This window comes from Nitrosomonas sp. ANs5 (assembly GCF_050584665.1).
GTDB lineage: Bacteria > Pseudomonadota > Gammaproteobacteria > Burkholderiales > Nitrosomonadaceae > Nitrosomonas.
This window is the reverse complement of record NZ_JBEUDO010000011.1, coordinates 1-23,214: the sequence shown is the minus strand read 5'-3', so window position 1 is coordinate 23,214 and position 23,214 is coordinate 1. Positions and strand designations below refer to the sequence as shown.

General features: G+C 52.0%; 22 protein-coding genes. 6 read left to right on the top strand and 16 right to left on the bottom strand.

What is annotated here, in order from left to right:
• Nucleotides 1-107 precede the first annotated feature (107 nt).
• On the top strand, nt 108-2,618 hold the full coding sequence (locus ABTW62_RS04405) for an ABC transporter permease (RefSeq protein WP_430903372.1): 2,511 nt from the start codon (nt 108-110) through the stop codon (nt 2,616-2,618).
• Nucleotides 2,619-2,746: 128 nt separating this feature from the next.
• Here ABTW62_RS04405 and ABTW62_RS04400 read toward each other — a convergent pair whose 3' ends face one another.
• Nucleotides 2,747-3,652 (bottom strand): hypothetical protein, encoded by a 906-nt coding sequence (locus ABTW62_RS04400; RefSeq protein WP_430903371.1) that lies wholly within the window; start codon nt 3,650-3,652, stop codon nt 2,747-2,749.
• A gap of 160 nt (nt 3,653-3,812) precedes the next feature.
• Between ABTW62_RS04400 and ABTW62_RS04395 the strand changes: the two genes are divergently transcribed.
• The 3 genes from ABTW62_RS04395 (at nt 3,813) to ABTW62_RS04385 (ending at nt 6,880) form a co-directional block, all read left to right on the top strand.
• Complete coding sequence (locus ABTW62_RS04395; RefSeq protein ID WP_430903370.1) at nt 3,813-4,457, top strand: TetR/AcrR family transcriptional regulator; 645 nt, start codon at nt 3,813-3,815, stop codon at nt 4,455-4,457.
• 40 nt (nt 4,458-4,497) lie between these two features.
• On the top strand, nt 4,498-5,541 hold the full coding sequence (locus ABTW62_RS04390; RefSeq protein ID WP_430903369.1) for a metal-dependent hydrolase: 1,044 nt from the start codon (nt 4,498-4,500) through the stop codon (nt 5,539-5,541).
• A gap of 109 nt (nt 5,542-5,650) precedes the next feature.
• Nucleotides 5,651-6,880: an EAL domain-containing response regulator gene (locus tag ABTW62_RS04385; protein ID WP_430903368.1), complete on the top strand. Its 1,230-nt coding sequence runs from the start codon at nt 5,651-5,653 to the stop codon at nt 6,878-6,880.
• Here the strand turns inward: ABTW62_RS04385 and ABTW62_RS04380 are convergent, their stop codons facing one another.
• The 12 genes from ABTW62_RS04380 to ABTW62_RS04325 form a co-directional block, all read right to left on the bottom strand.
• Nucleotides 6,881-7,423 (bottom strand): dihydrofolate reductase, encoded by a 543-nt coding sequence (locus ABTW62_RS04380; protein WP_430903367.1) that lies wholly within the window; start codon nt 7,421-7,423, stop codon nt 6,881-6,883.
• Nucleotides 7,420-8,214: a thymidylate synthase gene (locus ABTW62_RS04375; protein ID WP_430903366.1), complete on the bottom strand. Its 795-nt coding sequence runs from the start codon at nt 8,212-8,214 to the stop codon at nt 7,420-7,422. The genes ABTW62_RS04380 and ABTW62_RS04375 overlap by 4 nt, the downstream gene beginning before the upstream one ends.
• A 54-nt stretch (nt 8,215-8,268) precedes the next feature.
• Entirely contained in the window at nt 8,269-9,204 is a 936-nt protein-coding gene (locus tag ABTW62_RS04370; protein WP_430903365.1) for a CysB family HTH-type transcriptional regulator, read from the bottom strand.
• Nucleotides 9,205-9,476: 272 nt separating this feature from the next.
• Nucleotides 9,477-10,568 (bottom strand): sulfate/molybdate ABC transporter ATP-binding protein, encoded by a 1,092-nt coding sequence (locus tag ABTW62_RS04365; RefSeq protein WP_430903364.1) that lies wholly within the window; start codon nt 10,566-10,568, stop codon nt 9,477-9,479.
• Nucleotides 10,558-11,448: a sulfate ABC transporter permease subunit CysW gene (gene cysW, locus ABTW62_RS04360; protein ID WP_430903363.1), complete on the bottom strand. Its 891-nt coding sequence runs from the start codon at nt 11,446-11,448 to the stop codon at nt 10,558-10,560. The genes ABTW62_RS04365 and cysW overlap by 11 nt, the downstream gene beginning before the upstream one ends.
• Nucleotides 11,449-11,468: 20 nt before the next feature.
• Nucleotides 11,469-12,302, bottom strand: coding sequence for a sulfate ABC transporter permease subunit CysT (gene cysT, locus ABTW62_RS04355; protein WP_430903362.1), 834 nt, complete (start codon nt 12,300-12,302; stop codon nt 11,469-11,471).
• 116 nt (nt 12,303-12,418) lie between these two features.
• Nucleotides 12,419-13,423, bottom strand: a complete 1,005-nt coding sequence (locus ABTW62_RS04350) for a sulfate ABC transporter substrate-binding protein (RefSeq protein ID WP_430903406.1) — start codon at nt 13,421-13,423, stop codon at nt 12,419-12,421.
• Nucleotides 13,424-13,450: 27 nt separating this feature from the next.
• Nucleotides 13,451-15,031 (bottom strand): alginate export family protein, encoded by a 1,581-nt coding sequence (locus tag ABTW62_RS04345; protein ID WP_430903361.1) that lies wholly within the window; start codon nt 15,029-15,031, stop codon nt 13,451-13,453.
• Nucleotides 15,032-15,193: 162 nt separating this feature from the next.
• Complete coding sequence (locus ABTW62_RS04340) at nt 15,194-15,367, bottom strand: YezD family protein (protein ID WP_430903360.1); 174 nt, start codon at nt 15,365-15,367, stop codon at nt 15,194-15,196.
• Nucleotides 15,368-15,669: 302 nt separating this feature from the next.
• Nucleotides 15,670-16,461, bottom strand: coding sequence for an HvfC family RiPP maturation protein (locus tag ABTW62_RS04335; RefSeq protein WP_430903359.1), 792 nt, complete (start codon nt 16,459-16,461; stop codon nt 15,670-15,672).
• Nucleotides 16,433-17,275: an HvfB family MNIO-type RiPP peptide maturase gene (locus ABTW62_RS04330; RefSeq protein WP_430903358.1), complete on the bottom strand. Its 843-nt coding sequence runs from the start codon at nt 17,273-17,275 to the stop codon at nt 16,433-16,435. Before ABTW62_RS04330 ends, ABTW62_RS04335 begins: the two co-directional genes overlap by 29 nt.
• A gap of 18 nt (nt 17,276-17,293) precedes the next feature.
• Nucleotides 17,294-17,620: an HvfA family oxazolone/thioamide-modified RiPP metallophore gene (locus ABTW62_RS04325; RefSeq protein ID WP_430903357.1), complete on the bottom strand. Its 327-nt coding sequence runs from the start codon at nt 17,618-17,620 to the stop codon at nt 17,294-17,296.
• A 447-nt stretch (nt 17,621-18,067) separates the two neighbouring features.
• Between ABTW62_RS04325 and ABTW62_RS04320 the strand changes: the two genes are divergently transcribed.
• Nucleotides 18,068-19,561 (top strand): M17 family metallopeptidase, encoded by a 1,494-nt coding sequence (locus ABTW62_RS04320; protein ID WP_430903356.1) that lies wholly within the window; start codon nt 18,068-18,070, stop codon nt 19,559-19,561.
• Nucleotides 19,562-19,763: 202 nt separating this feature from the next.
• Nucleotides 19,764-20,081: a DUF4389 domain-containing protein gene (locus ABTW62_RS04315; protein ID WP_430903355.1), complete on the top strand. Its 318-nt coding sequence runs from the start codon at nt 19,764-19,766 to the stop codon at nt 20,079-20,081.
• A gap of 171 nt (nt 20,082-20,252) precedes the next feature.
• Here ABTW62_RS04315 and ABTW62_RS04310 read toward each other — a convergent pair whose 3' ends face one another.
• The 3 genes from ABTW62_RS04310 to ABTW62_RS04300 all read right to left on the bottom strand — a co-directional run bounded on the left by ABTW62_RS04310 (nt 20,253) and on the right by ABTW62_RS04300 (nt 23,075).
• Nucleotides 20,253-21,236 carry a TIGR00341 family protein gene (locus tag ABTW62_RS04310; protein ID WP_430903354.1) on the bottom strand — a complete coding sequence of 328 codons (984 nt, stop codon included), beginning with the start codon at nt 21,234-21,236 and terminating at the stop codon, nt 20,253-20,255.
• Between the two features lie 568 nt (nt 21,237-21,804).
• Nucleotides 21,805-22,050, bottom strand: a complete 246-nt coding sequence (locus tag ABTW62_RS04305) for a transposase (protein WP_430903353.1) — start codon at nt 22,048-22,050, stop codon at nt 21,805-21,807.
• Between the two features lie 104 nt (nt 22,051-22,154).
• Nucleotides 22,155-23,075, bottom strand: coding sequence for a manganese-dependent inorganic pyrophosphatase (locus ABTW62_RS04300; protein WP_430903352.1), 921 nt, complete (start codon nt 23,073-23,075; stop codon nt 22,155-22,157).
• Nucleotides 23,076-23,214 lie beyond the last annotated feature (139 nt).

The window sequence follows — 23,214 nt, the reverse complement described above, 5'->3', positions numbered from 1 at the left end:
CAGGGAATGCCGGGTGCGGAAGGTTCGTCCTGTTAGCAAACTCGAGTGGCTGCAGACTTGTGCCGCGTGGCGTGCAGTGCACTCTTTCAACCTGAGGTTTACTTGAAATGAATATGATCAGACTTTCCTCGCGGATGCTGTTGCGAGACTGGCGCGCGGGAGAATTGCATATCCTGACCCTGGCGCTTGTCATTGCTGTCAGTGGGGTTGCGACGGTTGGCTTTTTCTCCGACCGGGTGCAGAAGGCTCTGGTGCGCGAGAGCAACCAGTTGCTGGGTGGCGATTTGCTGGTTACATCCGATAGCCCTTTGCTACCCGCCTATGCCGAGCATGCACGTAAGCTGGAGCTGGAAACGACCAGCCTGACCCGCTTTCCCAGCATGATCAGCTTTGAGGACAATAACCTATTGACGGGTATCAAGGCGGTGGCGCCCGGTTATCCACTACGGGGCGTATTGAAGCTGGCCGATCCACCGAACGATGATACGGCTATCCGGCCGGTCCGGATTGCGCACGGCATTCCCCGGCCAGGCGCGGTCTGGATCGATGAGAAAGTTATGACGGGGCTGAAAGTGACAGTGGGCGACAAAATCGAAGTCGGTGCCATGGAAATGACGGTCACCGCCCTGGTGGCAAGTGAGCCGGATCATTCGGTTGGATTTGTCAGCATGAATCCACGGTTACTGATGAACGAAGAGGATCTGGCCGCGACTCAGCTCATCCAGCCCGGCAGCCGTGTCAGCTATCAACTATTGGTGGCGGGGGATGAAGCCCGGGTAGCCAAGTTCAGACGCTGGCTCGATGACAGGCTGGCGCCGAACGAACGGGTCGAGGGGATACAGGATGCGCGCCCGGAAATCCGCTCGGCACTGGACCGGGCCAGCAAATTCCTGAGCCTGGCCGCCCTGGCCAGTGTCGTGGTGGCAGCTGCTGCGGTCGCGTTGGCTACGCGCCGTTTTATTCAGCGTCATTTGGATGGTTGTGCCGTCATGCGCTGTCTGGGCGCAACCGAGTCGGATTTGATGCGCCTTTATTTATACTATTTTGTGATGCTCGGGACGGCCGCAAGCTTGCTGGGCTGCGTGTTCGCCGGCTTGGCACAGGAGGTGCTTTCGCACTGGCTGGCCGAGTTGATCGGCATCCGGTTGCCGCTGCCGACGGCATTGCCCGCCATGCAAGGCATGCTGACCGGCCTGGTGCTGCTGCTGGGTTTCTCCCTGCCCCCGCTGCTGAATTTGCGGCAGGTGCCGGCCTTGCGCGTGATCCGGCGTGATCTGGAGTTGACCAATGTACACAGCCTGGCCGGCTACGGATTCGGATTGGCCATGCTGTCGACATTGTTCATCTGGAAGGCGGGCTCGCTCATGCTTGGTATCATGATCATGTTGGGTTTTCTGCTGGCGATTGTTCTGTTCGGTTTGTTCGGCTTGTTGCTGATCAGGCTGTTTCTGCTGGCCCGTCCGCAGGGATCGAGTCCCTGGAGCTATGGCCTGGCCAATATCCGCCGGCGGGCCATTCCCAGCCTGGTACAGGCGACCGCACTGGGACTGGGGTTGATGGCCTTGTTGACGTTGACGTTGACGCGTAATGATTTGCTGCAGGACTGGCAGTCCCGGCTGCCGGAGGAGGCCCCCAACCGCTTTCTGGTGAACATTCAACCAGATCAGCAGGCAGCACTGATGACATTTTTCGATGAGCACGCGATTGTCCGGCCGGAAATCTTTCCGATGGTGCGCGCGCGGTTGATGAAAATCAACGATCGGGCTGTCAGCCTCGAGGATTATCCCGATCCGCGCGCCAAACAACTAGTCAACCGGGAGTTCAATCTATCCTGGACGGACACGCTGCAACAGGACAATGAAATTGTGGCGGGCCATTGGTGGAAGGCAGACGTTATTTCATCCGAGCCCGAATTGTCGATGGAAGTGGAATTTGCCCAAACCCTCGGCCTCAAACTCGGCGACCGGCTGACATTCTATACCGGCGGGGGGGATTTCTCAGCCACGATCACGAGTTTGCGCCAGGTGGACTGGGATACCTTCCAGGTCAATTTCTTTGCCGTGGTGCGGCCTGGGGTATTGGATAACTATCCGGCCAGCTATGTCACCAGTTTCTACCTGCCGCCCGAGCGGGCAAGAATCCTGCAGGATCTGGTGCGTGCTTTCCCAAATATTCTGATTATCGATGTCGCCAGCGTGATCGAGCGGGTGCAAAGCATGATCGAGCAGGTCACGCGCGCAATCGAGTTTGTGTTTCTGTTTACCTTGCTGGCGGGGTTCGCTGTCATGTATGCCGCGATCGCCTCGACACAGGATGAGCGCATTTATGAAGCGGCAATTTTCCGCACGCTTGGGGCAAGAAAACAGCAGCTTGCGCGTGCCTGGGCGGTGGAATTCGCGATTCTGGGTGCGCTGGCCGGGTTTTTTGCGGCGGCAGGGGCGAGTGTGCTCGGCTATCTGATCGGTAAATATGCCTTGCATATCACCTATACCCCCAATATCTGGATAGGGCTGGTTGGCATACTGGTCGGTGTGGTGGGTGTGACGGTGGTAGGCCTGCTGGGCACGCGTGCCACACTCTCTGAACCGCCGTTGCTGACGTTGAAGAAAATCGCCTGAGGCACTTATGCTGGAAACCGCCCTCAGCTGTAGAAGATACAGCTGAGGGCGGGAGAGCATTCAAGAGATACGATCAAGAGAGTAGACCCTTACGGGATTCTCGTTGCATCTGCCGGATTTGGATTGCATCAGAAATTGAAATTCGGCAAATCACCGATACCACCTAAATTATTTGGATTAATGAATTCTCCACCAATATTAATCCAGGTCTCGCCGGTATAGGCATCGTGAATCGATATGGCTTCGGTCTGGAAGCAATCGGCAACCTGTTCATTACGCGTTATGGTATGAGTGGCATGGGTAATGTTCGGGCCTGTGATTGTGATACCAGGTTGACCTGATAGCTCATCATACATTTCATCGGTTACGTCCAAGCAGATATCTGAGTTGATGGTCAATCCTATTTGGTCAGGTGAAGCATTCCGGATACAAACCGAGGTATTACCTGCGTAGGAATCCAGAATATTGGTAGGCCCGTTATTGAATTCGACACCACTCCATTGATTATTTAGAAGTTCTACTGTGGTCAATACCGAAATGCCGGTCGGGGCTGGCGCTTCTTCCTCAGGTGCTTCACAGAAATTGGTGTCTCGCGGCAGCTTGATGCATTGGCCATTGGTCGTGATGTTCACGGCGTTGCCGCTCTGGGTATAAACAAAGCCCTCTGGGATATCGTCGGTCTTGCAGGCGGGGATGCTGCCATCGCCACCGGATTGGGTGATGTCGGCCAGGAGAGTGGATACCGGGCTGATTTGGGTTGGGTTGTCATAGCCCCAGGGGCCGCCCAATACATACACATTCTGATCTTGCGTATTGATGCCGGCGTAAATATTGGTCTGCGGATAATAGCGGAACCGCCAGGGATCGAGTGAGTGGGTGGCCTGGTGGGTGGGGAACAAATGCGGGAATGTTCTCTCTGCCCAGTTGAGCAGGGTTTCGGTATCGCTGCTGAGATCGGCGAATGCGCTGGAGGTTTGTCCAATCAGTACGCTGGCGCAGGCGGCGATGAGAGATGCCTTGATTGTTTGCTTCATGTTGATGGTCTCCATCGGTAGTTAAAAATAGTATATCAATAACGAACTTGTCGCTTGGCTGGAAAAAAGCGTATGGTGACAGGTTCCCGGCAGCGGCAGTGTGAGATATATACTATGTTTCGGGTTTTATTTCCAGATTATGAAACCAGAGGAGGCTGACATGACGATAAATAATGATGCGATGCGCGAAGCCATCGTCGAGACCGCGGTGATGCTGGCGGCTCGTTCATCCTGGGAGGCATTGCGCCTGCATGACATGGCGGAGCAGCTGGCGATCTCGCTGGATGATATCCGGTGCCATTTTCGTGAGAAGGATGAATTGATTGATGCTTGGTTCGACCGGGCCGATAGCCATATGCTCAGGGAAGCCGAGTCGGCCGGATTTCTCGAACTGGCGCCGGCCGAACGGGTTCAGCATCTGATCATGGCCTGGTTGAATGCTCTGGCCGTGCAGCGCAGGGTTACCCGGCAAATGATCGCTTCCAAACTGGAAATTGGCCATATCCATATCCAGGTGCCCGCCATCATGCGCGTCAGCCAGACCGTGCAATGGATCCGTGAAGCCGCTCACCGCGATGCCACGTTTGTCTGGCGCGCGCTTGAGGAAAGCGCGCTGACCAGCATTTATCTCATGACTTTTTTTTTCTGGATGCGGGACGAATCCGAAGATGCGCGCTATACCCGCCAGTTTCTGCAGCGTCACCTATCGATGCTTCCTTGGCTGGCGGGTTCTAACCAGCGTGCGCATCATGCCAATGGGCAGGCTGTTTCCCGTCCACGTCAGCTCCCGTTACAGCTCGATTGATCTGATCGGATCAAACTTCCTGTCAAGGCGCTGAACAGGCATGGATCCCGTCACGCATATCCTCAGTGGCGCACTGCTGGTGCGGACCGTGCAGCCGGCCGGCCCGGTCCGGTTGCGGCGGCAGCAAATACTGGTGGGGGGTGTGGCGGCAGCTTTTCCCGATATCGATATCGTTTTGCGATTGGTCGATACCCTGACCTATCTCAACTGGCACCAGGGGCTGACCCATTCCTTGCTGATGCTGCCCGGCTGGGCATGGCTGCTGGCGCATTTGTGTGCCAGATGGCTGGGGCAGCGTGCCGCCTGGCGCAATTTTTTCATTCCGGCCTGTCTCGGGCTGCTGATTCATATCCTGGGCGATCTGGTGACGGCCTATGGTCTGATGCTGTTTGCACCATTTTCCAGCAGCCGCTTTGCCTGGCCGCTGGTTTTTGTCGTCGATCCATGGCTGACAGGGCTGATAGTCATCGGGCTGGTGACAAGTCTGTATAGGCCGGCCAAGCGTGCCTATGCCATCCTTGCCTGGCTGGGCGTGGGCGGGTATCTTGCCTATTTGGGGGGGCTGCAAGCAGAAGCGGTCCGTGCCGCCGAGGAATATGCCGTGCAACAAAAGCTCGAAGCGCATGCTGTCAGCGTATTGCCGCAGCCATTGTCGCCGTTCAACCGGATGCTGATCGTTGCAGAGGATGACCGGTTGCATGTGGCCTTGATCAACTTGGGGCATGATGTGCCGGCTGAATCCGCCGATGGCGGGAACTGGTTGCGTCAGATGGTGGCAGCCTATCGTCCGTTGACGATGGCCGACTGGCAAGTATACGGTCTGTACGCAGCGCCTTCCCCGGCTGAAGCAGCGCTGGCCCGGTTGGCCTGGCAGCAGCCGGCGATGGCTTCGTTTCGCGACTTTGCAAAATTTCCGGTTCTGGATGGCATCGACTATACTGGCTCCGGTACTTGTATCTGGTTTATTGATCTGCGCTTCAAGCTGCCAGGTTTGCCGCCGTCTTTTCGTTATGGCGCCTGCCGCGCGGATGACCGTTCATCCTGGTATTTGAAGCGGCGGCGCGGCGCATTCTGGATCGATTGAATTTGGATCCGGAAGCTGTGGGTGATCGGCGACACTTGCTCGCACGTTCCTGCTTGCCGATCCAAGCAACGAGGGTTCTCGGATTGCATTATTTTTATGAAAGTGATTTATGACCAAATTATCCGCCATCAAGATTCTGATTCTCGATGATGATCCCTTCATCCTGAAGATTCTGGCGCGCATGCTGGAAAAACAGGGGGTTGTGCATATCAGTTGCTGCGAGAAGGGCGAGGATGCACTGGTGCTGATCGATGACGCCGATCGCCGGCCCGATCTGATTCTGCTCGATCTCAACATGCCTGGCATGGATGGCATCGAATTCGTGCGCCATCTGGTCGGCCGCCGGTATGTTGGAAGCCTGATTCTGGTCAGCGGCGAGGATGAGCGCATGCTTAGAACGACTGAGAAACTGGTGCAGGCGCACAAGATCACCATTCTGGGCTATTTACAAAAACCCGTGCAGCCTGAGGCATTGGAGGCGTTGTTGATCAAGCTGGCGCCTCCCGTGCAGCAGGGTGAGCGTGCAGCCGGTGTCAAGAAGACCTATGATGGCCCAGCCATTAAGGCTGCTATCGAGTCGGGTGAATTGGTCAACTATTATCAGCCGAAAGTTCGGGTCGATACTGGTGCATTGGCTGGTGTGGAAACGCTGGTACGATGGCGGCATCCCGAGGATGGGATCGTTTATCCTGATCAGTTTATTGGTGTGGCGGAGAAACATGGCCTGATCAATGCCCTGACGCAGAAGGTGCTCGAGCAGGCTTTCGCCCAGGCTAGGCTATGGCAACAATCGGGCTACGAATTGAAAGTGGCAGTCAACGTATCGATGGATAACCTGGCATCGCTCGATTTCCAGGATGTCGTGGTGCGATTGGCCGCCAAGTCTGCTATTCCACCGAACAAGATCGTGCTGGAAATCACTGAAAGCCAGCTGATGGGCGACGTGCGTGTTTCACTCGAGATTCTGACCCGGTTGCGCCTGAAACGTTTTCATTTGTCGATCGATGATTTCGGCACGGGCCATTCCTCGCTCGCGCAGCTGCGTGATATTCCGTTCGATGAGCTCAAGATCGATCAGGGATTTGTGCACCGCGCCTGGGAGAGTGAAACGCTGCGTGTAATTTATGATACCAGTCTTGCCCTGGCCAAGCAGTTGAACATGGAAACGGTCGCGGAAGGCGTGGAAGACAGGGGGGACTGGGAATTGTTGCGTCAGACCGGCTGCGATCTTGCGCAGGGCAATTTCATCGCCAAGCCGATGCCGGCCGATAGGCTCAGTCATTGGATGAAAGAGTGGCAGACCCGGATCGAAACCGAGTCGCTGGTGGCCAGGGATTGATCATTGCGCAGCCGCTGGGTTTGCGCCGGTTGGCGGTAAGTGGCTGGCTGATTTGCGATCCAGCACCACGAAATGGTATGTCAATCCGGATGTATCATCCTGCTGGATTTCGCGCGAAATTTCTTGCCAGGCATCGCGCGCGTAGGCCGGAAAAAAAGTATCTCCAGAGAATGCCTGCTGTATTTCAGTGAGATATAGCCGGTCGCAGTAGGGCAGGGTTTGCTGGAAAAGCTCGGCCCCGCCGATGATGAAAATCGTTCGCGTGTCTTCGCCAAAGCGTTCGAGTACCGCTTCCATCGAGGTTGCAATTTCGACGCCTGGCAGTTGCAAATCCGGCTGACGGGTGAGCACAACATTCACGCGCCCAGGAAGTGGCCGCCCGATCGAATCGAATGTGCGCCGCCCCATGACGATGATCTGGCCCATGGTCAGCGCCTTGAAATGCTTGAGATCTGCGGGCAGGTGCCAGGGCAGCGCGTTGTCGCGGCCGATCACCCGGTTGGCCGCGACTGCGGCCAGGATGGCAAGCTGGGGCCCGGTCATACCGCGACCGGCGCATGGATGGGGGGATGGGGATCGTAGTGCTGCAAGCTGAAGTCCTCATACTTGAAATCGAAAATATTGGTGACTGAGGGATTGAGCTGCATGCGGGGCAGCGCCCTGGGTTCCCGGCCGAGTTGCTGACGGGCCTGATCGAGATGATTCAGGTATAAATGCGCATCGCCTAAAGTATGAATAAACTCACCCGGTTGCAGTTGGCAGCATTGTGCGATCATGAGCGTCAGCAATGCATAGGATGCGATATTGAACGGCACTCCCAGAAAAATATCCGCGCTGCGCTGGTATAACTGGCAGGACAGTTTGCCATCCGCGACATAAAACTGGAACAGTACATGGCAAGGTGCCAGCCGCATTTTCCCGAGATCGCCGACATTCCAGGCGGAGACCAGCATCCGGCGTGAATCCGGGGTTTCCCTGATCTGCTGAATAACTTGCGAAATTTGGTCGACCGAGTCCTTGTCCGTGACCGTCCATGAGCGCCATTGATGGCCATAAATCGGCCCCAGCTCCCCATTCTGATCCGCCCACTCATCCCAGATGGTGACCTGGTTCTGTTTGAGATAATGAATATTGGTATCGCCGCGCAGAAACCACAGCAATTCGTGAATGATCGATCTGACGTGACATTTCTTGGTGGTCACCAGTGGAAAGCCTGCCTGCAGATCAAAACGCATCTGATAGCCAAAAATGGATAAAGTACCGGTGCCGGTGCGGTCGGTTTTTTTACGGCCGTGCTCGAGCACATGGCGCATCAAATCGAGATATTGACGCATGAATAGTTTTGGTTGATAGTTTTAAGACGGTATCATACACGAAAGCCGATCGCCTCATAACGGGCCCGTTTCCTGTTCGACATTCATACGAATAACAGCCTCATTGATCGCGGGTACACATAATTCCATAAATCGGTAAGCATAACTGCGCAGATAATGGTTCTGCCTGACAGAAATATAAGTGGTATTTTGTTCGAATAGATCGGCACCATTTAACCTCACAAGATTGGTATCTTTTTCTGGTATGAATGCGACTGAAGCGATAATTCCTACCCCGAGGCCAAGATTCACATAAGTTTTGATGACATCCGCATCCAGGGCTGACATGGCGATATCGGGGGTAAGCCCGGCGCGAATGAATGCCTGATCGATCCGGGAACGGCCAGTGAAGCCTTCATGGTAAGTGACGATTGGAAATTCCGCAATTGCTTCCAGAGTGAGGCCGGGAACGGAGCACAAGGGGTGTCCGGTGGGTACAATGATAATGTGATGCCAGGAGTAATAGGGGAAGGAAACCAGGTATTTGGTATCCTTGAGCGCTTCGGTCGCAATGCCGATATCGGCCTGGCCACCGAGCAGCATGGATACGATTTCACCCGGACTGGACTGATGCAGCACAAGATGCACTTTGGGAAACGCTTGTTTGAATTGAGTGATGACGGCAGGGAGCGCATATTGCGCCTGGGTATGGGTGGTGGCAATGATCAATTGTCCCGTGTCATGACAACTGAATTGCTCGGCCAGCCGTTTGATATTGCGGGTGTCCATCAAAATGCGCTCGACAATTTTGATCAGCGCCTTGCCGGGCTCGGTCAGACCGGTGAGCCGCTTGCCTCTGCGTACGAACAATTCAATATTGAGTTCGTCTTCCAGATCTTTGATATGCTTGCTGACACCTGACTGAGAAGTGAACAGCTTGTTGGCCACTTCGGTCAGATTGAAGTTCTGACGAACGGTCTCGCTGATGATACGAAGTTGTTGAAAATTCAATATACGTCTCTCTGTGTTAGCTGTATTGGATAAAGCGTATGGAAGATCAATCCAAAGGCTCTGTGTGCAATGCGCGTCTCCCGGGGCAGTGATCAAACTGCTCTGGGACAGAGCCAGCTAGGAGGCTGTCCGAGAATAGACTGATCTACTGCGGACGAGCCTGATTGGCCGGATTTTACGATCCTATTTCGTTAAATAGAACGACTATTCGCCTCAAATGATCGAAAAATCCAACTCAACCAGCCTCGCCCTCGCTATTCTCGGACAGCCTCCTAGCCGGCAACCAAACTTTTATTGGCTGAATCTGGAAAGAAATCCAGGCGGCGAGGCCTGATATAAACCTTATCTCCTTTTTCTAGCTGCAGCGCCCGGAAACGTTCCTTACTCAATTCAACCTGGATGGAATCCTTGTTTCGATGATTGTCCCGGACAAGTTCCAGCTTGACCACACGGCCTGTGGAGAGCACATGAACAACGCGTGCTGCCAGCGCAGATTCACCATTGAGTTCGTGTTCAACCTCAATCTCATGTGGCCGAACATAAGCGACGGCTTCAAACGCATCGGCCTCGGCATGTTCCGGCACCTGAATTTCAATATTATCAATCCAGGCGCGGCCACGCTGTACCCGGCCATGAAATAGATTGACGTGACCAAGAAATTCGTAAATGAATGGATTGGCGGGCTTTTCATAAACCTCGTCGGGGGTGCCGATTTGTTCGATACGGCCCCGGTTCATTACCACGACTCTATCAGCGACTTCAAGTGCTTCTTCTTGGTCATGGGTGACGAATATGCTCGTGATATGCATATCATCGTGCAATTTCCGCAACCAGGCACGTAATTCCTTGCGTACCTTGGCATCGAGTGCGCCAAACGGTTCATCCAGCAGCAGCACTTTTGGCTCTACCGCCAGCGCTCGTGCCAGCGCGATACGTTGCCGTTGTCCACCTGAGAGCTGATGCGGATAGCGGTCTGCAAGCCAATCCAATTGAACCAGTTTAAGTAAATGGGTGACGCGTTGATTAATTTCCAGTGGAGTAGGACGACTCTTTTTTGGGCGAACCCGCAAACCAAACGCCACGTTTTCAAAAATGGTCATATTCCGGAAGAGGGCATAGTGCTGGAACACGAAACCCACCTGGCGATCGCGCACATGCTTGCTGGTAGAGTCTTCATTATTGAACAACACCCGGCCGGAATTCGCTGTTTCAAGCCCCGCTATCACCCGCAGCAATGTGGTTTTGCCTGAACCGGAAGGACCAAGCAAGGCAAGCAGCTCGCCAGGTTTGACAGTGAGATTGATATGATCAAGCGCAACGAAAGATCCGAATTGTTTGGAAAGATTGTTGATTTCAATACTCATGGTTAATTTCTCGCGGTTGATGTTGTTTTGCGATGCGGTGTTCCACAAAAGTTTTTACTGCCAGTGTGATCAAGGCGAGTAATGCCAGCAGCGAAGCGACAGCAAATGCGGCTGCAAAGCTGTATTCGTTATAGAGAATTTCGACATGCAGGGGCAAGGTATTGGTGCTGCCACGTATATGGCCTGAGACGATGGATACTGCGCCAAATTCTCCCATTGCACGCGCATTGCAAAGAATCGTGCCGTAGAGCAGCCCCCATTTGATGTTGGGAAGCGTGATCCGCCAGAGTGTTTGCCATCCGCTCGCACCCAGTATCACAGCAGCTTCTTCTTCCTCCGTACCCTGCGCTTGCATCAAGGGGATGAGTTCCCGCGCAATAAATGGAACCGTAACAAAAATTGTTGCTAACACAATACCTGGGACTGCAAAAATAATCTGAATGTCATGCTCTGCCAGCCACGGCCCCAGCCAGCCTTGCAATCCAAAAACCAGCACATAAATCAAGCCGGCAACGACAGGAGAAACAGAGAATGGTAGATCGATTAAAGTTATTAGAATATTTTTTCCTAGAAAATCAAATTTGGTAATTGCCCAAGCGGCAGCAACTCCGAATATCAGATTAAGAGGGACAGCAATTGCCGCGGCCGTTAGCGTCAGCCGCATTGCGGCTAATGCATCGGCCTCAGTAATGGCGGCATAAAAGACATCCGCTCCTTTCTTTAGGGCCTCGTAGAAAACGGCAACCAATGGCACGAAAAGAAATAATGATAAAAAGCACAGGACCAGTCCGATTAATAGCCAGCGTATCCAGGCTGATTCTTCGACAATCAGGGCTTTTCGCTGTTTACCAAGCGGTAAAATTTGCGTAAAGGTAGTCATGTTGACTCGTTACTCCCGATTTATGCCAAAGAGTTGCGACGGCGATTCCACCATTGCAACAAATTAATGATTAATAAGAGTGCAAAAGAAATAACCAACATCACGACTGCGATGGCAGTGGCGCCGGTGTAATCATATTGTTCCAGCTTGGTAATAATGAGTAATGGAGTGATTTCTGAAATCATCGGCATGTTGCCTGCAATAAAGATCACTGACCCGTATTCTCCAATGGCACGCGCGAAGGCAAGTGCAAAGCCAGTTGTCAGTGCGGGGAAAATCGTCGGAAAAATAATGCGTTGAAAAGTTTGTAAGCGCGTTGCACCCAGCATGGCGGCCGCTTCTTCCAGCTCCTGTTCAATATCTTCCAGTACAGGCTGAACGGTGCGAACGACGAACGGTAAGCCAATGAATGTCAACGCGACAAATACACCTAAGGGGGTGTAGGCGATCTTTACACCCAGTGGCTCCAAGTATTGACCAATCCAGCCGTTACCCGCATAAATTGCAGTGAGCGTGATGCCTGCCACAGCAGTCGGCAGGGCAAAGGGAAGATCGATCAATGCATCAACAAAGCGTTTACCCGGAAATTGATAACGTACCAAAACCCAGGCTACCAGCAATCCAAATATTGCGTTAAGAAGCGCCGCTGCGAATGAGGCCCCGAATGTTAGGCGATATGATGCGACAACCCGAGGCGCGGTCACTGTTGCCCAGAACTCTGGCCAGCTAAGTTCAGCCGTTTGAATAAACGTTGCTGAGAGCGGAATCAAAACAATCAGGCTTAGATAAAGAAGGGTGAATCCAAGCGCCAGATTAAAACCTGGCAAGACACTATATTGCTTGAAGGTACTCAAAGCCTAGACTCCTATTAATAATGTGTAGCAACTGGCCTAAAGGATTGTGGGTTGGGCAGTACAGGGGGGGCGGTTTTGCAGGATCAAATCTGGTTACAGATCTGCATTGTCCAATTTCAATTCTCATAAATCTTGTCGAATAAGCCGCCATCATTGAAATGAATTTTTTGTGTTGCTTGCCAGCTACCAAATATTTCATCCACGGTGATCAGGTTTATTTTTGGAAACTGGTAAGCGTATTTGGCCGCTACTTCCGGGTCGCTGGGGCGGTAGAAATGGCGCGCGGCAATTTCCTGGCCCTGCTCGGTGTAGAGGTACTCAAGATAGGCTTGTGCAACATCTCTTGTGCCGTGTTTGTCAACATTTCTATCAATAAGCGTTACCGGTGGTTCGGCAAGAATGCTGATTGACGGGAGGATGGTTTCAAACTTGTCCGGGCCGTATTCCTTGATCGCCAGAAACGCTTCATTTTCCCAGGAGATGAAGACATCCCCGATTCCTCGCTCAGCAAAAGTAGTGGTAGAGCCGCGTGCGCCGGAATCAAGTACCGGGACGTTTTTATAGAGTTTTGCCAGAAAATCGCGAACCTTGGTTTCATCGCCGTCAAACTTCTTTAGCGCGAAGGCCCATGCGGCCAGATAATTCCAGCGCGCACCGCCTGATGTTTTTGGATTGGGCGTGATGACGGCAACGCCGGGTTTGACCAAATCATCCCAGTCTTTAATACTTTTTGGGTTCCCTTTACGGACCATAAAAACAATGGTCGAGGTGTAGGGGGCGCTGTTATGAGGTAAGCGCTGTTGCCAATCCTTAGGAATCAGGCCGGATCGTTGGCTTATCTCATCGATGTCGTAGGCAAGTGCCAGGGTGATTACATCGGCAGGCACACCATCAATGACAGCCCGTGCTTGTTTGCCGGCCCCTCCATGCGATTGCTTAATGGAGACTTTTTCTCCAGTTTTATTTTGCCAATATTGGATGAACGCTTGATTGAATGCCTGATACAACTCACGGGTTGGATCATAAGAAACATTGAGAATGCTTCTATCGGCCAGTGCGTGGTGACTGATTAGAAGGCTGGATGCAACGAATCCAGCAGATAGCCAGATACCGAATTTCATAAGAATGCCTTTCATGAGAAATGGATATTAGTTAAAAGCGCTCAGGGTTACTTCAATATAGAAAAAATTAGTGCCAGCAGTGGTTTCCCCCAATTGGGCAAGCTGCCGTTTTTTGACAAATTCACCGTTGAACCAGTGTGAATAACCTACGGTGGTACTGACATGCGGCATCAATTTATAGATCGCCCGGAAATCAATAGCGTGCCCGAGAAAGTCACCGCTGTTGCCGGTTCGGTCACGATTACCGCCACTGCCGTTGAGTAGATTGTTGAAACGATCGGTGTTACTGGCTAACCAGAACCAGTCATAGCCACCGTCAATTTTTAGATCTTTATGTGGTTCAAACTCAACCCTGATTTTGGGTGCTTTAATGTTTTCCATCACAAGGTAGTCATTCGCTGACCAGGGACGCGCAAACCCGAAGAATCGTTCAAAACGATTATTCAGATTATCGTCAGGATTGCGATCGCCACTCACAAAGCCATAAAAGGCACTTAATCGTGGCTTCCAGCTTAACTGCTGAAAAGTGTAGCCAAACTCGAGCAAATAAGACCAAGCTGTTTTTTTCTGTCCGTTATCACGCCCAAATTGATAGATTGCGCCCAGGTCGAAGTCTATGCGGGTGTTGGGCAATACCCCGTAAGCGCGTATGGCAGGAGAATGAATCTCTTTTTTTGCCACTGTGCCACCCTGATCATCTTGCACGAGCCCCATGTAGTATGGCTGAAGCGTGACTATATCGGACCATTTACGCCAATGACCGACTGCACCGTAAAACCACAGATTTTTGTTGCGGCGGTCAAATTTGTCTAAAAGTCTTACCGGTTGCATGGCCCATGTATCGATTTCCCAGTCGTTAGCTTCCTGGCCAAAAGTAACGCGAAAACCTTCGAAGTTATTGGTGGTGTTCCGCCACTGGTTGTTGGCCAACAGACGCCGGTCTACTGCTTCCCAGGCCATACGGCCGCCCCGGATTCTGATGGGGCGATGATTTCCCAAATCATCTTGCCCTAATGCTTCCTTGAAATAGAGTTCGCCATAAGTTTGAATCAATTCGCATGCATTCCAGTCCCGATTGTCTTTTGGAAACCTGCCGTTATAACGGCGTGCATCCTCGAATTCGACCACGAGCCGCAAGGGGTCTAGAATTTCTCTGATGCCAACATAGGCCCGGGCTCTCAGCAAAACAGGATGATCGGTGGTAATCCGGTTGCGGCGTATATCGTTGTGACGTAATTCATGCCGAACGCGATAATCGAGGCCAAGGTCCAACCAGTAAAGATCCTTGAAGGCGTCAATACCGGTTTTTGCCAGATTGCGCGCGTAGCGAGGTGGATCGGATTCAGGGTGAGTACCATAGCTGCGGGCGCGTTGGTAGAATGTCGAAGGTTTATCGTTTGATATGGAGTTGCTATCAGCAGGTGGCGCGTAAGCAATAATTGCTGCATAGTCAGTATCCATTACATTATTTTGAGCAACTTGTGACATTTTTAATTGAGTTGTTTGACCAGTCATCCTGATTGCAATAGTGTTTTCTTCTGCCTGAGCGATACTGATGGATAAAAAATAGCCAATCAGTAATAACCAGATAAATCTGGCATGTTTCATTTGTTACCCCTTTAGTGAAGGAAAGTACTTCCGGTTTTCCGGTCAGGTCATTTCCGTTGTGATGACCTTTCTCCTCCAGCTATCTGGTCGGGGTAAAACTCAAATTTCTCCAAGCATGATTAAGCGCAATTGAGTTTGTTGATCTGTCATTCGATTTATTGATTAACCTGGGTGGCCGATACGAATTTTTTCTCGACATTCGATTTGTACGACTCTCCCATCATGGATAATGATTTCAATCGATCCATACTGGATGTTATGAATAGCGCGCAAAATTTCCTGCTCAATCTCTATAGGAGTATGTTTCTGTTTTGTTGAAGCAATGCCGATAGTCATGATGTTTGAAACGAATATTTATCGAGTTGCGACAAAGTATCAGTTTCTTTTTATTGTATGAAACAATAAAAATTCATTTCGTTATCAGAATTAAATATAAACACCCGTGATTGAATTTGATGGATTGGTAAAACCGGGAGTCAATGTGTTTGATTAGACCGGGTTGGTGTAGAGCAAGTGATGAAAGATGGGTGAGTAGTGCGCTGTTTGATTGCAGTCTTTAGTATTTCTTGGCTGCTTGCTTATACAGGGAGGAAGAATGACGTGTATTGCTGATTTTCAGAGATGATTGTGGAGTGAATTCATTTGTTTTTCCAGGTGCCAAGCAGCGCGCCACGGGTGACCAAGTCATGCAGCAACTGGCTGCCGGCGTCCAGAACGAGCTGAGGGTTGGGGTGATTGATTTCCGTTGCAATTTGCCTGAGCGCTGCCTGGCCGGTTGGTTGTTCGGCTTGAATCAGCTCCAGTAAGCGCGCGGTGACCGGATTGAGTGTGGTGAAATGCACTGCGTCTTCGGAATCACGGTACAGCAGGTAACAGTGCATGTGTTGGTCGGGGGCAGCGGGTTTGAAACGGGGGCCGATACGGTGTACCGGGTAGGCATAGCAGGCAAGCCGGGAACCGGGATGGAGAGCCGGACGCCCTGTCAGCAAATCGCCATCGGGATCGATTTGTGTCGGATCGGGCTCTGCCTCGGCGATCGAGACAGCCAGCTCCAGCCACTCATAGTGCATCAACTGAATAAGAAAAGGCAGCGCGGTAAAGTCGGATGCGGCGATACCAGCCTCCATCCAGTCGAGAAATGCCTTGGGAATATCCCGAAACAAGGGCGAATGACAGTGGTGTTCATGAAAGAAACGGCGCGTTGTCCGTTTCCAGGCGCGTGTGCCCAGCAGTTTGCGGGTGACCGGATAACAGGCGAGTAAAAAACTTTCTAGGTTGTTGAACAATAATTGTTCATAGACGCGCATGCGGCGCGCTGTCGCACCGGGCGGGCGGGGCGCGTTGCGTGGATCGCGGATCCGGGCTGCGAAAACCCGCTGATAACCGGCGTGGTCAAGGATTTCAAGCTGCATGGCCGACTTTTGCCGCATGGGACTGCAATTTCCGGATTCTTTCAATTTCAGGCAACAAATCGGCAAGCGGGGGGATGTTGAAATCGCGTTCCAGCAGCGTGGGCCGCTTGCCTTTGCAGGCATAGGTGTATTCGAGCATCGACCATACGGGATCGATGACCGGCGCGCCATGGGTGTCGATGATGAGATCATCGGCCTCGTGGTAATGCCCGGCCACATGCAGATAGACGATGCGCGCCGAGGGCATGGCATCGATGAAAGCATGCGGATCATAGCGATGGTTGATGGCGTTTACATAGACGTTGTTGACATCCAGGTGGAGATCGCAATCGGCCTCGTCGAGTACCGCGCGGATGAAATCCTGCTCGCTCAACTCGGCTATCGATGGTGCAACATAATAGGACGCATTTTCTATTGCGATACGCCGTTCGAGAATATTTTGTGTTTGGCGGATCCGGGTCGCGACATGGTGGACCGCATCGCTCGTGAAGGGTATGGGCAACAGATCATATAAATGTCCGTCATCACCGCACCAGGACAGGTGCTCAGTAAACAATTCGATTTCGTATTGATCCAGAAAGCGTTTCACGCGTTTCAGAAACGCTACGTCCAGTGGTGCGAGCCCGCCCAGATTGAGGGAAAGTCCGTGAACCACAATGGGGCGCTGCGCTGCGATAGCTTCGAGATCACGGCGCCGCCGTCCTCCCATTTCCAGCCAGTTTTCTGGGGCCAGCTCAAAAAAATCGATGGCGTCCGGGATACCGGTCCTGAGACCGGAAACATGCTCCCGTCTCAGACCGAGGCCCGCGCCATGCAGAGATAGCGCATGCATGATCGCACTCCGGCTGGATTATTTATTACCGCCGCATTTGCCCTCGCCACATTTACCTTCTCCGCATTTGCCTTCTTTGGCTTTCTTGGCGCTGTCATCCTTGGCTTTGTCGCCGCCGCATTGACCTTCCTTGGCTTTTTTGCTGTCCTTGGCACCGCCACACTTGCCTTCCCCGCATTTGCCTTCGCCGCATTTTCCTTCCGCACCCTTGGTGGACGCCTCGGCTACGTTATAGCCCTGGGACAGGGATTGCATTTCGAAAGGGTTATCCGTGGCATGGGCGAGACCCATGGTGCCGAGTGCGGTGGTGAGTGCGATAGCCAGTGGGGTGTTGGATTTTTTCATTGATTTCTCCTTTTGATTACCAGTCTAAAAAATAAGTGTCGCTGCCCGTCTGTAACCATCGGGTGATAGCCGACACCAGCTTTGCAACAGAACTTATAGCATAAAGCAATCAGTCTGGACTATGCTAGCGGACTTGTCCAGTAGGTGTAGGTGTAGGTGTAGGTGTAGGTGTAGGACCCATGTTTGCAGATTCAGGTTGCAACCGTGGCATTTCAGAATGATTGTATGACGAAGCGGAATTGATTCGCTATGTTGTCAAATGTGAATAATCCTGAAAATCTCTTTCAAGCAGATATAATACCGTCACAATCAAATTCGATAAAGATGATACCAATCAGACCTCGTTCGATGAGCCAGCGTTACTTAGAGTCCTATTGAAAGAGGGGCGGATCACATGCCATGACTCGATCCGGCAATCTGCTTATATAGACAACTACCAGGAAACTAATGCTTGCAACACTAATACAAAACGAAGCTTCATTTGATGAATCCATTCCAATCACGCATCTCCTGATAGTCCTGCCCAAGCTCGACAAGATTCCCGGCAAATATCGATTACCGGGTGAGCAAATGCTCAGCGATGTGCTCCAGCGCCGTGCTTTGCCATTGAGCAGTCTCAGCGAGAAGCCGCTGACCGCCACGCTCCCGAATGGTGCACTCTGTACCTGGGTCATGGTGGATCCCGATAAATCCCATTTTGAACAACAGACCTGCATCCGCCAGGCATTGCAGCCCCTGCTGGAGGAGAGTCCGGTGGAAATCAGCCTCGCGGTCTACGGCAGTATGCTGCAAAAACGGCATCTGGCCGGACTGGCTGTTTACATCGCCTGGATCAACGGTGCCGTCTTGCCGGTGCGCAAGCGCAAGGCTGACCGTAAATCTTTGGAAAAAATTACGCTCTATGGCTTCGAGGATCCGGATGGATTCTCTTTGCTGCGGGCGCAGGCGGAAGGTAACTTCCTCGCCAGAGGGCTGACCGTATTGCCCCCGAATGAGCTGACGCCCAGAACCTATCGCGAGCAGATCAAAAAACTTGCCGCCAACGAGAATTGGCAATATGCAGAATATGATCTGACGCAATTGAAGGAAATGGGTGCTGGTGCATTTGTGGCGGTGGCGCAAGGCAGTCAAACCAAGGATGCTGCCATCGTGCATTTGCGCAGGCAGGTGAATGGCGGGCAAAAGGACCGGACCATCGCGCTGGTGGGCAAGGGTATTTGTTTCGATACCGGTGGACATAACCTGAAACCCGCACGCTATATGTATGGCATGCATGGAGACATGAATGGCTCCGCTGTCGCGCTGGGCGTGCTGCTGGCGGCTACTCGGGCCAACTTGCCGATTAATATCGATTGCTGGCTGGCGATTGCCCAGAACAATATCGGTCCTGATGCGTTCAAGCAAAACGATGTGGTCACCGCTTTGAATGGGATGACAGTCGAAATCGTTCATACTGATGCCGAGGGCCGTCTGATTCTGGCGGATACGCTGGCGCTGGCTGCCAAGGAAAATCCGGATCTGATTATCGATTACGCCACCCTGACGGGTAGTATGATTACGGCACTGGGTACGCGCTACAGTGGGGTTTTCACGAACCGCGATTATCTGGCGCAAAATGCAGTGGCCATCGGCAAATCTAGCGGTGAGCGTGTTTGTGTTTTTCCGGTGGATGAGGATTATAAAGCCGACCTCGAGAGCAAAATCGCTGATATCAAGCAATGCCTGATAGAAAGTGATGCCGATCATATTCTGGCTGCATGTTTTTTGCGGCATTTCGTCAATGGCATGCCCTGGTTGCATATGGACCTCTCGGCTTGTCATCACAAAGACGGGCTGGGGGCAGTGGGTACAGAAGTTACCGGTTTCGGTGTCATTTGGTCCATTCATTTCCTGCAGGAAATTCTCAAGATCATGAACAAGGAAGTCGGTAAAACTCGTTGACTGGTTGGGTAACCTGGAAATTGCGGGATGTTTGGAAATTACTGGCTGTTAGCGATCATGCAGCGCAGCTGGTGCGTGCCAGCGCACAAGGTTGTTGCCTGAAGTGCCTTGGTACCAAAATTTAATTCGTGATGGATATAATAAACGGCCAGCCGGGGTTCCCGGGTTAAATGCCAGTCTGCTAATTTTTGGAGCCGCTGCGATGAAAGAGGAAATAAAAGAACGGTTGCGGAGAACCGAAACCTGGATGCGAGCATTCTTTATGCTGCTTTTTGTTTTTCTCCAGGGAATAGTGAAATTCCTGGTTCTGATGGTGGCAGTCTTTCAATTCGGGTGTGTGGCACTGACTGGCCATACCAATGCACAGTTGCTGCGACTGGGCCGTCAGCTGGCAGCATATGCCTATCAGATCATCTCATTCTTGACATTCAATACTGAGCAGCGTCCATTCCCTTTTTCTGCCTGGCCGAGTGAAACAGAAGCGCCGCGCGAGCATGTTAATCAGGAGCGAACGGACTGATTGATTGCCGGTCCTGTTGCGGGGAGAAATTCAAAAAGTTTAGGGTGCCTCCAAAAATCCATATTTCGTCACAATACGTCGTTGTTCACAAAAAACGTCTCCTGACATATCCATCATATGCTGCGTCAACATTTTTTGTTCTCGCCTCGTCTTGCTTAAAACTCTGAATTTTTAGAGGTGCCCTAAATGGCGTCCATAAATAAAAATGATCAGAATCAGCAAGGTGACGAGCCATCCCAGCACATAGATGACCGAAGCGCGTCTGGCTTTTTCTTTTTCGAACCAGATGCGTGGCCGGATCCCTTTAACGAAGAAAACAATCCGGCTTGCCAGGTTGACACTTACAATATTGACTGCCAGCAGCAGGCCGGCGCCAATCGCAAGCTCGGATGCGCCCCGCTCCAGCATCAATCCTAGCGTTGCGGCAGGCGGGAGCAGGGCCACGGCAACCATCACCCCGACCAGCACACTTGACAGACTGGTCGTCAAAGAGAGGGCCGCCGCAGCGCCGGAAGCAAGTGCCAGCACAACCGAATCTAGACCGGGTTCGGTGCGTGACAGCAGTTCATGGCTGGTTAAATCGGCGGGATAAAGCACTCCCAAACCCGCAGACAATACCACCACCAATAGAATGCCGGCAAATAGCGTGCGCGCTGATTTTTGTATCAGGCTGATGTCACCCAGGGCGGTTCCGAGACTTAGGGCTAAATTGGGGCCAAGCAACGGCGCGATCACCATGGCGCCGATCACGACTGCGACATTGTTCTCGATCAGTCCTATCCCGGCAACCAGTGTTGACAGGATGACCAGGACGACAAAATTAAAATCGAGCCGTGCGCTTCTCTCAACATCCTGATAGATCGCCTCGCGGGCGGCTGTGGCCGAGCCTTCCTGTTTGCGCCTCTCTTCATCCGGTTGGGGCAGAATGGACTCGACGGACAAGACGATAATCTTGGCGGTGGGCTGAGCACCCAGAATGCTTTGCAGTGTATCCAGCACGGACTGAAGCTTGTCATCACTGACCAGTATGCGCATCGATTGCATGTCATCCTCACCGGTGACACCCAGCCGGAAATCCTGCGCATGGGCTTTCTCTGCGATCGCGGCGACGGTATCCGCATTGCCTTCATTGGCGATGACTTCGATATATTTCATTGTGGCAGTTGTTTTTTTAGTAATTGGGAGCGAATCCTGGATTCCCCGGTCAGGCTGCCTTGTGCTGGGATGACCGCACACTGCAGTCCGCTTGGCTGAGGAAAACAGGTTGAATATTACTGGGAGTGCCGGAATGCACGCAATGTATAGCATTTTGGCACATGCTTCTCAACCCTGCTTGGCAGGGCGTAATCAAGGAATCAATAAAATCAATAAAATCAATGGGGACGGACTTGATTGATTCTGGCTTTCCGTCGATAATCTTCCGATTTACGATCTCCTTCCCTTGGCGCGGGGGGGGGCTCGTCGCTGCAGTTGCCGCTCTATTCTGACCCTGAATTGATCACTGCTTAGCACCAGGCCCTATTGATTGCCGAGCGCATTTCATCAAGCATTTTTTTGCAAGCTGCATCTCAGGTACCTTGCCGTTGTTCATCCGTTTTGCGCAACCGGCTTTATTCCCGTTGCGACGTGACAACAGTTCGCTGTCGATCAGCGTGGCTTTATAACGCCATTCCCATAAGGTCCCGTTCCGTTTGTAACAATAGTTGAAATACTGAATATAATGTCAGCCCAACCGCTGCATCAGTTTGCCGATGCCATCCTCGGTATGCGGCGTCACCAGCAAATGCAGATGAATGGTCATCAGAATATAGGCATGGATATCGCCGCCGTGTTTTTCCCCAGCTGCCTGAAGCCTTTGCAGAAAGAACCGGTAACCCTCGTCCGCGCAAAAGATTTCCTGGCGATTATTGCCACGCTGGATCACATGTTGCGGCTGACCGGAAATAACAAAACGGGGTAGGCGTGCCATTGATTTGTTGCCTATCTACCCAAAGAGCCTATAGCCTATCTTGGCAATTTTGTAAAAACAATCGAATCTGACCCCTTTGATCTGCTGATCCACAGACGTAGTCTCTAGCCAGTCAGAATCGGCAGGATCTGCTTTTTCCGTGAGACAATTCCGGGTAGCGTCACGGTATTTGCGTCTGTTGATACGGAAAACGAAGTGGATATGATTCGTTTTGTCCGGTCGTTGTAAGTGAGTACAGTGGCTTCCCCTTTTAGGATATCAACTATGAAGAATAGAACGTCGTCTACGTCTGACTCATTTTCTACACAGTCGGTAATCGCTTCAATGATACCTGTCTGTCGGGCTAATACCGTGTCGGGAGTGGTGGTCTCTAGCACTGATACCCGGATGTTGGTATCTCCGACGGCGTACTTCTTACTATCCATCATAATCAGTTCTTTATCAGAAAAACCGGAGATGTCGGACTTGGCTTTAAATAACTTATCGGCTAAATCGTCGATCGAGACCTTGAGGGCGTTAGCGAGAGTCCGAGCGACCTCCTGATCATGGGAGGTGGTGGTGGGAGAGCGAAAGGCCAGGGCGTCAGAGAGGATGGCGGACAGCATCAATCCGACTATGGAGTGAGGAAGGTCATTGACGGGGAGGTCCATAAGGTCGTAGATGATGGTAGCAGTACTCGCGAGGGGACGGATGGTGACACGGGGCGGCGTTTTGGTGGTCAGCCCGCCGATTAGCTTGTGGTGGTCGATAATTTCGACGATTGTTATATCACTAATATTTTCGGGTAGTTCTTGTGGGTTGTTGGTATCTACGATGGCAACCTGATCTTGTTCGGTGAGATCTGGAAGAAAGGATGGAGTCGAGACGTCGAAGCGTTCCAGAACAAATCGTGTCTCGCTGTTAAGCTCCCCCAGTATAAAGGGAGAGGCCTCCTGGCCACGTATTTCTTGTAGATACCATGCCCACACAATAGCGGAGCTAACGGTGTCGGTGTCGGGTGATAGGTGTCCAAAGACTTTCAACATAGGCATACGTTACACGTTATAGAACGTACTGATAATAGTATCGTAGAAAGGTGGTTTGATGAAGTGTTGATTATTGAGAACCGGATTATATCTTGTCTGCCGATGCGTTATACACGCAGCAAAGCTCACATAGGGGTCA